This is a genomic window from Dermacoccus sp. UBA1591, assembly GCF_002322065.1.
Classification (GTDB): Bacteria; Actinomycetota; Actinomycetes; order Actinomycetales; family Dermatophilaceae; genus Dermacoccus; species Dermacoccus nishinomiyaensis.
Map to the genome: position 1 here is coordinate 1 of NZ_DCNR01000029.1, position 13,725 is coordinate 13,725.

At 69.9% G+C, this 13,725-nt stretch carries 12 protein-coding genes; 2 read left to right on the top strand and 10 right to left on the bottom strand.

Annotated features, from left to right (window positions below):
* Together B2284_RS03085 and B2284_RS03090 are read left to right on the top strand one after the other, a co-directional pair.
* Positions 1-890, top strand: an 890-nt coding sequence (locus tag B2284_RS03085) for a DUF349 domain-containing protein (protein ID WP_286697171.1), incomplete at its 5' end; no start/stop codon positions are given.
* Positions 891-898: 8 nt separating this feature from the next.
* Positions 899-2,278, top strand: a complete 1,380-nt coding sequence (locus B2284_RS03090) for a M18 family aminopeptidase (protein ID WP_136788291.1) — start codon at positions 899-901, stop codon at positions 2,276-2,278.
* A gap of 136 nt (positions 2,279-2,414) precedes the next feature.
* On the opposite strand, the gene malQ is transcribed toward B2284_RS03090, so the two are convergent.
* From malQ to B2284_RS03140, 10 genes are all read right to left on the bottom strand, one after another.
* Positions 2,415-4,658, bottom strand: coding sequence for a 4-alpha-glucanotransferase (malQ, locus tag B2284_RS03095; RefSeq protein ID WP_136788292.1), 2,244 nt, complete (start codon positions 4,656-4,658; stop codon positions 2,415-2,417).
* An 85-nt stretch (positions 4,659-4,743) separates the two neighbouring features.
* On the bottom strand, positions 4,744-7,098 hold the full coding sequence (locus B2284_RS03100; RefSeq protein ID WP_136788293.1) for a RelA/SpoT family protein: 2,355 nt from the start codon (positions 7,096-7,098) through the stop codon (positions 4,744-4,746).
* A gap of 24 nt (positions 7,099-7,122) precedes the next feature.
* On the bottom strand, positions 7,123-7,653 hold the full coding sequence (locus B2284_RS03105) for an adenine phosphoribosyltransferase (RefSeq protein WP_038567957.1): 531 nt from the start codon (positions 7,651-7,653) through the stop codon (positions 7,123-7,125).
* Between the two features lie 10 nt (positions 7,654-7,663).
* Positions 7,664-8,791: a protein translocase subunit SecF gene (gene secF / locus B2284_RS03110; protein ID WP_136788294.1), complete on the bottom strand. Its 1,128-nt coding sequence runs from the start codon at positions 8,789-8,791 to the stop codon at positions 7,664-7,666.
* A complete protein-coding gene (gene secD, locus B2284_RS03115; RefSeq protein ID WP_286697172.1) occupies positions 8,791-10,632 on the bottom strand; it encodes a protein translocase subunit SecD in 1,842 nt (613 codons plus the stop codon). Before secD ends, secF begins: the two co-directional genes overlap by 1 nt.
* Complete coding sequence (locus B2284_RS03120) at positions 10,629-10,934, bottom strand: preprotein translocase subunit YajC (protein WP_006944834.1); 306 nt, start codon at positions 10,932-10,934, stop codon at positions 10,629-10,631. Before B2284_RS03120 ends, secD begins: the two co-directional genes overlap by 4 nt.
* An 84-nt stretch (positions 10,935-11,018) precedes the next feature.
* Positions 11,019-12,113 (bottom strand): Holliday junction branch migration DNA helicase RuvB, encoded by a 1,095-nt coding sequence (gene ruvB, locus B2284_RS03125; RefSeq protein WP_006944831.1) that lies wholly within the window; start codon positions 12,111-12,113, stop codon positions 11,019-11,021.
* Positions 12,110-12,715, bottom strand: coding sequence for a Holliday junction branch migration protein RuvA (ruvA, locus tag B2284_RS03130; RefSeq protein ID WP_286697173.1), 606 nt, complete (start codon positions 12,713-12,715; stop codon positions 12,110-12,112). The genes ruvB and ruvA overlap by 4 nt, the downstream gene beginning before the upstream one ends.
* Positions 12,712-13,371, bottom strand: coding sequence for a crossover junction endodeoxyribonuclease RuvC (ruvC, locus tag B2284_RS03135; RefSeq protein WP_144694011.1), 660 nt, complete (start codon positions 13,369-13,371; stop codon positions 12,712-12,714). Before ruvC ends, ruvA begins: the two co-directional genes overlap by 4 nt.
* Before the next feature lie 132 nt (positions 13,372-13,503).
* Positions 13,504-13,725: YebC/PmpR family DNA-binding transcriptional regulator (locus B2284_RS03140; RefSeq protein WP_286697174.1), on the bottom strand; the 222-nt coding region annotated here is incomplete at its 5' end.

The window sequence follows — 13,725 nt, forward strand, 5'->3', positions numbered from 1 at the left end:
TCGTCCACCGCGAGCAGCTCGTCGCCGAGGCCGAGCAGATCGCCGCACAGGATCCCGAGAAGGTGCAGTGGAAGAAGAGCACGACGCGCATGCGCGAACTGCTCGACGAGTGGAAGAACCACCAGAAGAACGGTGCACGTCTCGACCGTGACGTCGAGTCGGCGCTGTGGCAGCGTTTCTCCGCTGCTCGCAACGGGTTCGACAAGACGCGTCGCACGCACTTCAGCCAGCTCGACGAGCAACACGGCGCGGCGAAGAAGGAGAAGGAGCGTCTCGTCGCCGAGGCCGAGAAGCTCGCCACCTCGAACGACTGGGGGCCCACGGCGTCGGCGTTCAAGCGCCTCATGAGCGAGTGGCGTCAGGCCGGGCGCGCGTCGCGTTCCGACGACGACGCGCTGTGGCAGCGCTTCAAGAAGGCGCAGGATGCGTTCTTCGCGGCGAAGGATGAGGTCGTCGCCGAGGAGAACAAGGTGTTCGAGGCCAACGCCAAGGTCAAGGAGGAGCTGCTGGCCGAGGGCCAGAAGATCCTGCCGGTCAAGGACCTGGGTGCCGCGAAGGCCCAGCTGCGCGCGCTACAGGAGAAGTGGGACGCCGCGGGCAAGGTTCCGCGCAAGGACATGGACCGCATCGAAAAGGGTATGCGCCGCATCGAGAACGGCGTCCGTGACGCCGAGCAGGCGCAGTGGAAGAAGTCCGACCCCGAGGTGAGCGCGCGCGCCAACTCGATGGTCACCCAGCTCGAGAACGCCGTCGCGTCGCTGCGCAGTGACGTCGAGGCCGCCGAGGCCGCGGGCAACTCGAACAAGGCCGCGAAGCTGCGTCAGGAGCTCGAGGCGAAGCAGTCGTGGCTCGAGCAGGTGCGCTCGACCGCCAACGAGCTGGAGGGCTGAGAGGCATCATGAGTTTCGGATCCGGACGTTTCACGACGGATTCGGCCGCCGAAGGGTTGGTCGCGTACCTGCGCACCAGCCCTTCGCCGTTCCACGCGGTCGCATCCTCTCTGTCGATGCTCGTCGAGGCGGGCTTCACGCCCCTCGACGAGCGTGACGCCTGGGCGAGCGAGCCGGGACGTTACGTCACGACGCGCGGCGGGTCGCTCGTCGCGTGGTCGACGGAGCGCGTGCTCACTCGGCCGTTCGACGGCTCTGGTGGTGGCGCTGATGACGGTGACGCCGGCGGCGAGCGCGGCGCGGTCGCGTTCCGAGTCGTCGGTGCACACACCGACTCCCCCAACCTGCGCATCAAACCGCGCCCCGACCACGAGCGCGTCGGCTGGCAACTGCTCGGCGTTGAACCGTACGGCGGGCTGCTGCTCAACTCGTGGCTCGATCGCGACCTCGGGCTGTCGGGGCGTGTCGCGGTGCGCGAGGCCGACGGCAGCGTCGGTGAACGGCTGTTCGCCGTCGACGAGCCGCTGCTGCGCGTCTCGCAGCTCGCGATCCACCTCGACCGCTCGACCAACGACGCTCTGACGCTCAACAAGCAGCTGCACATGGAACCGTCGTGGGCGCTGTCGCAGGCACCACTGTTCGTCGAGTGGCTCGCCGAGCAGGTTCGCGTCGAACCGGTCGACGTGCTGAGCTGGGACGCGATGACGCACGACGTGCAGCCGGCCGCGCGCACCGGGTTGCACCGCGAGTTCGTCGCGGGCGCCCGGATGGACAACCTCGCGACGAGCTACGCCGCGACGCAGGCTCTCATCGACGCCGTCGAGCGCCCGGCACCCGAAGGTGAGGTGCCGCTCGTGCCGCTCATCGCGCTGTTCGACCACGAGGAGATCGGCTCGATGTCGGAGCGCGGCGCGTTCTCGAACCTGCTGCCGACGATCTTCGAACGCATCATCTCGACGCTCGGCGGCGGGCGTGAGGACGTGCACCGCGCGATGGCGCACACCGTCATCGCCTCGGGCGACATGGCGCACGCGACGCACCCGAACTACGCCGATCGTCACGAACCTGCGCACCACATCGCGATGAACGGCGGGCCGGTGCTGAAGATCAACACGAACCTGCGCTACGCGACGGATTCGGTCGGCGCCGCCCACTTCGCCGCCGCGTGTCGGGAGGCGGGCGTGCCGATGCAGGAGTTCGTCGTGCGCTCTGACCTGCCGTGCGGCTCGACCGTCGGGCCGATGACGGCGGCGCTCACCGGCGCGACGACCGTCGACTTCGGCGCCCCGACACTGTCGATGCACTCGGCGCGCGAACTCGTCGGCGCCGCCGACCAGGCGATGTACGGCGCGGCCCTCGCAGCGTTCCTCGCTCCGGGGCGTGACTGACGGGTCGGCGCCTGGCGCGCACGGCCGCTGAGGTTGCACAAAGGTCCCCAGCTCGAGCCACATCGCCCGAGAACGCGTCAACCGTGACCCGTTCTCGGGCGATGTTCGTGCGGTGACGCCGTACACCGCCGTGAGGTCAACCCTGGGCGGCGTGCTCGTTCAGCCCGGCGAAGATGCCGCACAAGCGCGCGGCGCGCTCGCTCGTGAAGACGTCCTCGAGCCGGATCGGCTCACCGTCGGGGCCGGACAGCGGCACACGCCAGTTCGGGTACTCGTCGGCCGTGCCGGGCTGGTTCTGCACGCGCACGTCGCCGACGGCGTCGACGAGCGCGACGTTGAGCATCCGTGACGGCGTCGTGACGAGGAACGCGTGCAGTGCCTCGACGACCTGTTCGTTCGGCGCGTCGGCGTCATCGAGCAGGCCCTGAGCGACGAGAAACTCGCGCCACCGCCGGCGGTCCGCCTCGTCTCGCGCCAACTCGTCCTCGAGCGAGCCGTCGAGCAGCCCCAGCTCGTGACGCAGCCGCACGTGCGCGGCGTCGAGATAGCCGGCCGTCGGCGGCAGGTCATGCGTCGTCACCGACGCGAGGCACTTCTCGCGCCAATCCTCGGGTGGCAGCGGACGCTGCGCATCCCAGTCCTGTTCGAACCACAGGATCGACGTGCCGTACACGCCGCGCTCGGCGAGGAACGTCTGCACCCACGCCTCGAGCGTGCCGAGATCCTCCCCGACGACGAGCGCACCCGCGCGCTGCGCCTCGAGGACGAGGATGCCGATCATCGCCTCGTGGTCGTACGTCACGTACGTGCCGTCCTTCGGCGTCATGCTCTCCGGCACCCACCACAGGCGGAACAGCCCGAGAATGTGGTCGATGCGCACCCCACCGGCGTGGCGCAGGACGGTGCCGACGATCTCGCGGAAAGGCGCGTACGCCGTCTCGGCGAGACGATCCGGGCGCAGCGGTGGCTGCCCCCAGTCCTGCCCGAGCTGGGTGAACTGATCAGGCGGAGCGCCGACGTGGATGCCCGCCGCGAACGCGTCCTGCAGGGCCCAGGCGTCCGCGCCCGCGGGGTTGACGCCGACGGCGAGGTCGTGGACGACGCCGAGCGCCATGCCCGCGGCGACGGCGTCCGACTGCACGCCGCGCAGCTGCTCGTCGAGGCACCACTGCAACCAGCGGTGGAAGTCGACCTCGTCGGCGTGCTCGGAGCCGAACCGTGAGACGGCGGGCGCCGTCGCGTCCTGATAATCGTGCGGCCAGGTTCGCCAGTCGGTCCCGAAGGTGCGGAACAGCACGCACCATGTCGCGAAACGGGTGAGCTGCTCGCCGCCGGCGCGGCAGTAGGCGTCGAACGCGGCCTGACGCCCCGGCGTGCGCCCGATCTGCCACAGGACTCGCAACGCCTGCTCCTTCGCCCCCCACGCAGCGTCGCGGTCGATGCGGTCGACGTCATCGAGGCGCGCGTGGACATCCCGCGCCAGGTCGTCGATGACCCCGCGGATGTCGGCGGACGCGCTCGCGTACTCCTCGACGTGCTCGACCCGCAGGTAGAGCGGGTTGACGAACCGGCGCGACGTCGGCAGGTACGGCGACGGCTCCATCGGCGCGCTCGGTTGTGCCGCGTGCAGCGGATTGACGAGGACGTAGTCGGCGCCGTGCTCGGCCGCCGACCACACGGCGAGGTCGCGCAGATCAACGAGGTCGCCCACGCCCCATGACCCCTGCGAACGCACCGAATACAGTTGCGTCGCCAGGCCCCACACGCGCTTGTCGCGCATCGTCGCCGGCACCTCGAGCACCCGCGGGGTGACGATGAGGCTTGCGCGCGCACCCGCGGCCCTCATGTCGTGCCCGTCGCCGGCCTCGGTGGACGGGCGATCCTCGCCGTCGACGCGCGTGTCGTCACTGTCGCCGTCGCCCGCAGCAAGGCCAACAGGCGACACGATGACGGTGTGGTACCCCAGCGGCAGGTCGCCGTCCACGCGCGCGACGTGCCGTTCGACGACGCGTCCGTCGACCTCGCGGGTCTCCTGCGCGCGCGACGACACCGTCACCGAGACATGCGTCCCGCGCTCGGTGACGACGTGCACGACCACCTGGTCGCACTCAACGACGTGCACCGGGAACTCGACATCGTCGCCCTCGCGCACGACGACGCACGGCGGCACGACGCGGCGCCACGGTGCGTCCCGACGCGTCTGCAACGCCGAGCGCACGGCGTCGGGCGTCGAAGCGTCGACGTCGAGCGCCGCCAGGACGGCGACGAGCGTGTCAGCCGCGACGTTGACGCGGGCCTTTTTCCAGTCCTCGTACTCGGTCGTGATGCCGTACGCCTCGGCGAGTTCGACGAGGTCGGGCGTGGCTGCGGAGTCGGTCACGGCGGGCGTCCGTTCGTGCGGGGGCAGGTCGCCGTCAGCCTATCGCTGGGCGCAACACACCGTCGGCACCGTCAGCGGCTGCGGTTCACTCGTCCTCGTCGGCCGCCGGCGACGCGGCGGGCTTCACCTGCTCCGGCGTCGTGCGATGGTCGGCGCGCGCGCCGGTGCCGGTGATGCGGTAGACGTCGAACACGCCACTGACCTTGCGCACCGCGCGCATGACGTGGTCGAGGTGGCTCGCATCGCCCATCTCGAACGTGAACTTGCTGATGGCGACGCGGTTGGCTTGCGTCGCCAGGTTCGCCGACAGGATGTTGACGTGCTGGTCGCTCAGCGCGCGCGTGATGTCGGAGAGCAACCCGCTGCGATCGAGCGCCTCGACCTGCAGCTGCACGAGGAAAACGCTCGCCTGTCCGGGCGCCCACGCGACGTCGATGAGCCGCTCGGGCTGGCGACGCAGGTTCTCGATGTTCGTGCAGTCCTCGCGATGCACGGACACGCCCGAGCCCGTCGTGACGAACCCGACGATGTCGTCGCCCGGCACTGGTGTGCAGCAGCGCGCGAGCTTGACCCACACGTCGTCGGTGCCGACGACGGTGACGCCCGGATCGCCCGCACGTGAGCGCGGCGCGGTGCGCGGCGTCGTCGCCTCCGCCATGTCCTCCGTGGCTGCTTCCTCACCGCCGTGCGCCTTGACGAGGGCACGCATGACGGCTTCGGTCGAGACGTGCCCGTCACCGATCGCGGCGTACAGGGCGTCGATGTCGGCGTGGTTCATCCGCGTCGCGACCTCGGTCAACGACTCGTGCGACATGAGGCGCTGCAGGGGCAGACCCTGCTTGCGCAGTGTCTTCGCGAGGGAATCCTTGCCCTTCTCGATGGCCTCCTCGCGGCGTTCCTTCGTGAACCATTGCTTGATCTTGCTCTTGGCACGCGGCGACTTGACGAACGTCAGCCAGTCGCGACTCGGCCCGGCGCCGTCCGCCTTCGAGGTGAGCACCTCGACCGAGTCGCCCGTGACGAGCGTCGTCTCGAGTGGCGCGAGACGCCCGTTGACGCGCGCGCCGATGCAGTGGTGGCCGACCTCGGTGTGCACGGCGTACGCGAAGTCGACGGGCGTCGACCCGGACGGCAACCCGATGACGCCGCCCTTCGGCGTGAAGACGTAGATCTCGCGGCTGCCGACCTCTAAGCGCAACGACTCGAGGAACTCGCCCGGATCCTCCGTCTCGCGCTGCCACTCGAGCAGCTGACGCAGCCACGCCATGTCGTTCGTGCCCGTCGCCGGCGAGGCGCTGACCGTGCCGTCGGCGCTCGTCGCGCCCTTCTTCGCGTCGTCCTTGTACTTCCAGTGCGCGGCGACGCCGTACTCGGCGCGACGGTGCATGTCGTAGGTGCGGATCTGGATCTCGACGGGTTTGCCGCCGGGGCCGATGACCGTCGTGTGCAACGACTGGTACATGTTGAACTTCGGCATCGCGATGTAGTCCTTGAACCGCCCCTGGACGGGCGTCCACCGCGTGTGCAGCGTGCCGAGCACGGCGTAGCAGTCGCGCACCGACTCGACGAGGACGCGCACGGCGACGAGGTCGTAGATGTCCTCGAAGTCGCGGCCGCGGACGATCATCTTCTGGTACACGGAGTAGTAGTGCTTGGGCCGGCCCGTCACCTCACCGGCGATGCGCGCGGCCCTTAGATCGGCCGACACCTGCTCCTTGACGGTGCGCAGGTACGACTCGCGCGCCGGTGAGCGGTCGGCGACGAGGCGGACGATCTCGTCGTAGACCTTGGGATAGAGCGTCGCGAACGACAGATCCTCCAGCTCCCACTTGATCGTGTTCATGCCGAGCCGGTGCGCGAGCGGCGCGTAGATCTCGAGCGTCTCCGTCGCCTTGCGCTGGGCGGACTCGGCGGAGACGTACCGCCACGTGCGCGCGTTGTGCAGGCGGTCGGCGAGCTTGATGACGAGCACGCGGATGTCCTGTGCCATCGCGACGACCATCTTGCGCACCGTCTCAGCCTGCGCGGCGTCGCCGTACGTCACCTTGTCGAGCTTCGTCACACCGTCGACGAGACGCGCGATCTCGGGCCCGAAGTCGTCGGTGAGCTGCTCCAGCGAGTAGTCGGTGTCCTCGACCGTGTCGTGCAGGAGGGCCGCGGCGAGCGTCGGCGGGGTCATGCCGAGCTCGGCGAGGATGGTCGCGACGGCGAGCGGGTGGGTGATGTACGGGTCGCCGCTCTTGCGCACCTGATGACGGTGGCAGCGCTCCGCCACCTCGTAGGCGCGCTCGATCAGCGCGGTGTCGGCCTTCGGGTGCGTCTCACGCACCGTGCGCAGCAGCGGGTCGAGCACGCGGTTCGAGCCCGGACGCGGGCCCCCGAAGCGGACGAGACGGGCGCGCACGCGCGAGGTCGCGTTGGAACCGGACTGCTCAGCCATGCGCCGATCGTAGTGCCCCTGGCGTCAGTTGACGACGAGGCCCGTGTGGAGCTCCCACCGATCAAGCCGTTCGCGGCCGGGCAGGAAGGCCAGTTCGACGAGCACGTCGAGGCACGCCACACGCCCGCCGACCTTCTCGATCAGCTCGCAGGCAGCCACGGCCGTGCCCCCGGTCGCGAGCACGTCGTCGACGACGAGGACGTTCGCACCCGGCGTCACCGCGTCCGTCTGCACCTCGATCGTCGCCGAGCCGTACTCGAGGTCATAGGAGGCGGAGACGACGTCACCGGGCAGCTTGCCCTTCTTGCGGATCGGCACGAAACCGACGCCCATGCGCTGCGCCAGCGGCGCGCCGATGATGAACCCGCGCGCCTCGACGCCCGCGACGACGTCGACGCCGTCATGACGCTCGGCCAGCAGGTCGAGCACCTGCCCGAACGCCGCCGGGTCGGCGAACAGGGGCGTCAGATCCTTGAAGACGACACCGGGGCTCGGGAAGTCGGCGATATCACGCGTGTGGCGGGCGACGACGTCGGCGATGCGCTGCTCGATCATCGCGGCGGCCTCAGTCGTCACGCTTGGCAGCGGGGTGGATGCCGCGCGTGCGCGCCGTCTGCGACGCGCCACCGCCCTGGGAAGGGGCCGGCGCCGTCACGACCCCCGAGGCAGACGCCGCGGTGGCGTGCTCGTCGTCGGTCGTGGCACGCGACTGGTAGCTACCGGCTCGACGCGCGAGCTCCTGGACGCCCTTCTCGCGGCGGCGCAGGTCCGTCAGGGCCGGCGTCGCGATGAAGATCGACGAGAAGGTGCCCACCGCAATACCGATGAACAGGGCGACGGCGATGTCGAGCAGCGTGCTCGGGCCGATGAACAGCGCGCCGACGACGAGGATGGCCGAGATCGGCAGCAACGCCACGACGGAGGTGTTGATCGAGCGCACGAGCGTCTGGTTGACCGCGTAGTTCGCGGCCTGGTCGAAGCTGCGGCGGCCGGTCGCGAACGCCTCGCTCGTGTTCTCGCGCACCTTGTCGAACACGACGACGGTGTCGTAGATCGAGTAGCCGAGGATCGTGAGGAAGCCGATCATCGTCGCCGGCGTCACCTCGAGCCCGGTGAGGGCGTAGATGCCGACCGTGAAGAACAGGTCGTGCAGCAGGGCGATGAGCGCGGCGGCGGCCATCGTCCAGGTGCGGAAGTACAACGCGAGCAGGACGGAGACGAACGCGAGGAAGACGAACAGCGCGACGATCGCCTTGTGCGTCACCGTCTCACCCCACGAGGGGCCGATGAACGAGGACGTGACGTTGCTCGGCGAGACGCCGAACTCCTTCGCGAGGGACGTCTTGACGGCGTCCGTCGCGTCGGCGGTGCCGTCGCCGAGCTTCTCGCTCTGCACGCGGATCGTGTCGGAGCCGAGCTTCGTCACGACGATGTCAGCGTTCGAGCCGGTCGCCGACTGGACGGCCTTCTCGGCGCGCGTGTCGTAGTCGTGCGTGCTCGAGACGCCGGGCACGCGCAGTTCCGAGCCACCGGTGAACTCGAGGCCGAAGTTGAGCCCCCGCCCGAACAGACCGACGGCGGCGAGCGCGAGCAGCAGCGCCGTCAGGGCGTACCAGCGCTTGCGCTTGCCGATGAAGTCGATCTGGCGGCGACCGGTGAACAGATCGTTGCCGAATGTTGCGAGGCTGGCCATCAGGCTGTCTCCTCCTGTGCGGCGGCGCGGCGGCGGTCGGCGATCGTCACGCGACCGCGGCCCGCGTATGCGGCCTGACGGGCGCCCAGACGCGCGGGGTCGAGACCGGAGGCGGGGTGGCCGCCACCGAAGAACTTCGTGCGGGCGAGCAGGGCCAGCACCGGGTGGGTGAAGAACATGACGACGACGATGTCGATGATCGTCGTGAGACCGAGGGTGAACGCGAACGCCTTGACGGTGCTCTCCGACAGCACGTAGAGCACGGCGGCGGCGAGGAAGTTCACCGCGTCCGAGATGATGATGGTGCGCTTCGCGCGCGTCCATCCCGTCTCGACGGCGGCCCGCAATGGCCGCCCGGCGCGCACTTCGTCTCTGACGCGTTCGAAGTACACGATGAACGAGTCGGCCGTGATGCCGATGGCGACGATGAGGCCCGTGACACCCGCCATCGACAGGCGGAAGTTGTTGAGCGAGCCGAGCAGCGTCACGGCGAGGTAGGTCAGCGCCGCGGCGACGAGCAGGCTCGCCACCGTGACGAGGCCGAGCGCGCGGTACTGGATGAGCGAGTACAACACGACGAGGCCGAGGCCGATGGCGCCCGCGATGAGGCCCTTCGTCAGCTGGTCGGAGCCGAGCTGGGGGCTGACCTGGTCGGAGGTGAGCTCCTTGAACGACATCGGCAACGCACCGAACTTCAGCGAGTCGGCGAGTAGCTTGCCGCTCGACTCGGTGAAACCACCGGTGATCTTCGCCTGACCGTCCGTCAGCGGGGCCTGCACGGTCGGCGCCGAGATCGACTGACCGTCGACGACGATGGCGAAGCGGTTGCGGGGCTGCTCGAGCGGCGCGACGCGGCGCGTCACGTTCGCCAGGGCCGTCTTGCCCGAGCCGTTGAGCGACAGGTTGACGGCGACCTCGCCGGTCTGGTTGCCCTGCTGGTTCGTGTCGAGGCCGCTGCTCGCGTCCGTCAGCTGCGAACCCTTGATCTCGACCGGGCCGAGGAGCAGCTTCTCGTTGCCCTCCTTCGCGCACATGACGGTCGGCTTGTTGTCAGGGGCGGCCGCGGCCACCTCCTGGTAGGCCGGGGTGCAGGCGTAGAGCTGCAGCAGCTGGTTGTACGTCGTCGACGGGGTCGCGATACCGGCCTTGACCCAGACCGAGTCGACCTTCTCGTTTCCCCACGCCGGGTCGCTCGCGTTGGCCGGGCCGGCGGTCTTGAATGCGGCCGGCAGTCGGTCCTTCGAACTGGACGACGGTGACGACGAGGCCGAGCTCGACGCAGAACCAGAAGCGGAGGCCGATGAAGACGGTGACGCGGACGCCGAGCCGGAGGCGCCGTTCGAGGGGTTGACGACCTCGGGCAGGCGATACGGCGAGGTACCCGTGGTGCTGCCCTGTGCCGCGGCGATGACTGCGCGGAAGTTGAGCTGCGAGCTGCGCGAGAGCGAGTCGAGCACCTGCTGGCTGGGGTTTCCGGGGATGGAGACGACGATGTCCTTCTCCCCCAGCGTCGTCACCTCCGCCTCGGACGTGCCGGTGGCGTCGACGCGGTTGCGGATGATGTCGACGGCCTGCTTGACCTGGCTCGAGTTGACGCTCTTGCCGCCTGTGACGACCGGTTCGAGGACGACGGTGCGCCCACCTTCGAGGTCGAGCCCCAGCTTCGGTGTCCAATGTCCCGTCGCAGCGATGCCACCGACGAGGACGAGGAACAGGGCGAGAAGCACGGCCAAGCCACGCTTGGGGTTGGTGTGCTTCGGCTTCTTGCGCGCCGCGGGGCGGTTCGCATCGACCGTATAACGGTTCTCGTCGGCGCGCTCGGCGCCTGCGGGCGTGCTCATCGACCCTTCTCCATCTCGTCGGGGGCTGCGGGCAGCAGGGCCCGACGATCGAACCTCACCACGGTGCCGGGGGCGATCTCGAGGTGTCCACTGACGTCGTCGAGTTCGCGCAGTGTGCCGAACAGCCCACTCGTCGTGCGCACCTCGTCACCGACGCGAAGCGCGGCCTGCGCGCGCATCGTCGCCTGGGAGCGCCGACGCTGCGTGAAGAACATCAGCGCGAGCAGGAGGAAGGGCAGCAGCACGAGCAGGATCGGGAAGCCCGAGCTTCCCGCCTGCGACTCGGCGACCAGGTACGGCATGTGGGTCCTCACGTCAGATCTCGAAGCGCCTCGCGCGCTCTCACCGGTGCGCGGTGCGCGGACTCGAGCGGTGGCCGCACCACCCTACCCGGTGAAACGTCCGCCCCCGTCGTCGGTGTCGCGCTGAAATGTCTCGGTGAAGTGCCCGTCCGGCGGGCGCAGCCCGAGGTGCGTCCACGCCCGCGGTGACGCGGCGCGCCCACGCGGCGTGCGGATCATGTAGCCCTCGCGCACGAGATACGGCTCGGCCACCGTCTCGACCGTGTCGGGTTCTTCACCGACGGCGACGGCCAACGTGGACAGCCCGACCGGCCCACCCCCGAAGCGTCGGCACAGGGCTTCGAGCACCGCGCGGTCGAGGCGATCGAGGCCGTCGTCGTCGACGTCGAACAGCTCGAGCGCGGCACGCGCGGACGTCAGGTCGACGACGTGGCGCCCGTGCACCTGCGCGTAGTCACGCACCCGGCGCAGCAGCCGGTTGGCGATGCGCGGCGTGCCGCGGGAGCGGCCGGCGATCTCGGTGATGCCCTCACGCGTCGCGGGTACGCCGAGCAGGTCGGCGTTGCGGGCGAGGATGTCGGCGAGGTCGGCCGCGTCGTAGTAGTCGAGATGGCCGGTGAAGCCGAAGCGGTCGCGCAGTGGCGCCGGCAGCAGACCGGCGCGCGTCGTCGCACCGACGACGGTGAAGCGCGGCAGTTCGAGGGGGATCGCGGTGGCCCCTGGGCCCTTGCCGACGATGACGTCGACCCGGAAGTCCTCCATCGCGAGGTAGAGCATCTCCTCCGCGGGGCGGGCCATGCGGTGGATCTCGTCGAGGAAGAGCACCTCCCCCTCGTTGAGCGAGCTCAGGATGGCGGCCAGGTCACCGGCGTGCTGGATGGCAGGGCCGCTCGTGATGCGGATGGGCGCCTCGAGCTCACTCGCGACGATCATCGCAAGCGACGTCTTGCCCAGACCGGGCGGGCCGGAGAACAGGATGTGGTCGGGCGGCGTCGCTCGGCGCCGGGCCGCCTCGATGACGAGGCTCAACTGCTCGCGCACGCGTGGCTGCCCGGGGAAATCGGCCAGCTTCTTCGGCCGCAGGGCCGCTTCGAGCTGCTGCTCGTCCTCGGTGCCGTTGGGGTCGACGAGGCGCGGCGAGACGTCGGCGCTGTGGTCCTCGAAGTGGGACGGGCTCATCGGCCCAGCTCGCGCAGCGCCAGCCGGAGCACGGTGGGCGTGTTCGCGCCCTCGGCCTCAGGACGGGCAGCCACCTTGGCGACGGCGTCCTCGGCCTGTTTGGCGCTCCAGCCGAGCCCGATGAGCGCCTCGGCGACCTGGTCGTCACCCGCAGTGGCCGGGACGACGGCCTGGGGCGCCGCCTGCCCGCCGTCACCACTGACGGAGACGACCTTGTCCCGCAGTTCGAGGACGATGCGCTCGGCACCCTTCTTGCCGATGCCGGGCACCTTCGTCAGCGCCCTGACGTCGCCGCCCGCGATCGCGGTGGCGAGCTGCTGCGGCGGGTGCACGGCGAGCATCGCGAGGGCGAGACGCGGCCCCACGCCACTGACCGTCTGGACCTGCTCGAACAGGGCCCGTTCGTCGTCGTCGGCGAAGCCGAAGAGTGTCAGCGAATCCTCACGCACGACCAGGGACGTCGCGAGGCGCATCGACTCCCCCGGGCGTGCCGCGGCGGCGGTTGCCGGCGTCGTGTGGACGAGCAGACCCACGCCACCGACCTCGACGACGACGCTGTCGAGACGGGCGGTGAGCACCTCACCGGTGAGGCTGGCGATCATGGGCGAACTCCCCTGTTGGCGGGTCGAGTGGCAGGCGCGCTCTGGGACGCGGCACCGAGGGCGTCACGGTATGTCTTGCTCGCCGAGCGGGAACGTCGCGCCGCGGCAGCCGCAGCCTGCCGGTACGCGACAGCGGCCGGCGCTGTCGACGCTCCGTCAGCGCTCGCACCCCGGCGTGCCAGCCCGCCACCGCGCCAGTGATGACAGATGGCGAGGGCGAGCGCGTCGGCGGCGTCGGCCGGTCTGGGAGCGACCTCGAGGCCGAGGATGCGCGTCACCATCGTCGTCACCTGCGCCTTGTCGGCGCGCCCGTTACCCGTCACCGCCGCCTTGACCTCCGAGGGCGTGTGCAGCCCGAGCGGCAGGCCGCGTTCAGCCGCGGCGAGCATCGGGACGGCCGACGCCTGCGCAGTGCCCATGATCGTCGAGACGTCGTGGCGCGCGAACATCCGCTCGACGGCGACCGCATCGGGTTGGGTGCGCTCGAACACGGCGTCCAGTTCGACGCGCAACTCGTGGAGGCGTTCGTGCAACGGCAGGTCTGCCGAGGTACGGATGACCCCCACCGTCACGATCTGCAACGTCGAGCCCTGGCCCGTCGCGACGACGCCCACGCCGCAGCGCGTCAGACCGGGGTCGACAGCGAGCACCCGCACGTCACACCTCCGGCCTCGACGGGTGCGAACGACGCACCCGATAGAACACTTGTTCGCATCCACCGTACCCGATGCACGCGACGGCCGTGCCCCGCGGGGCACGGCCGTCGATCACTCACGGAACGACCGGGATCAGTCCTCGGCGTCCAGTTCGGCGAGAACCTCATCAGAGACCTGGCCGTTGGCGAAGACGTTCTGCACGTCGTCCGAGTCCTCGAGCGCCTCGATGACGCGGAACATCTTCTTCGCGCCGTCCTTGTCGAGCGGCACCTCCATCGACGGCACGAACGACGCCTCGGCCGAGTCGTAGTCGATGCCGGCGGCCTGCAGCGCCTCACGCACGCCGACGAAGTC

Bases quoted from the DNA above. Each gene is read 5' to 3' on its own strand.
- B2284_RS03090 (WP_136788291.1), top strand. From the start codon at position 899: ATGAGTTTCGGATCCGGACGTTTCACGACGGATTCGGCCGCCGAAGGG.
- B2284_RS03100 (WP_136788293.1), bottom strand. From the start codon at position 7,098: ATGGCTGAGCAGTCCGGTTCCAACGCGACCTCGCGCGTGCGCGCCCGT.
- B2284_RS03105 (WP_038567957.1), bottom strand. From the start codon at position 7,653: ATGATCGAGCAGCGCATCGCCGACGTCGTCGCCCGCCACACGCGTGAT.
- secF (WP_136788294.1), bottom strand. From the start codon at position 8,791: ATGGCCAGCCTCGCAACATTCGGCAACGATCTGTTCACCGGTCGCCGC.
- secD (WP_286697172.1), bottom strand. From the start codon at position 10,632: ATGAGCACGCCCGCAGGCGCCGAGCGCGCCGACGAGAACCGTTATACG.
- B2284_RS03120 (WP_006944834.1), bottom strand. From the start codon at position 10,934: ATGCCGTACCTGGTCGCCGAGTCGCAGGCGGGAAGCTCGGGCTTCCCG.
- ruvB (WP_006944831.1), bottom strand. From the start codon at position 12,113: ATGAGCCCGTCCCACTTCGAGGACCACAGCGCCGACGTCTCGCCGCGC.
- ruvA (WP_286697173.1), bottom strand. From the start codon at position 12,715: ATGATCGCCAGCCTCACCGGTGAGGTGCTCACCGCCCGTCTCGACAGC.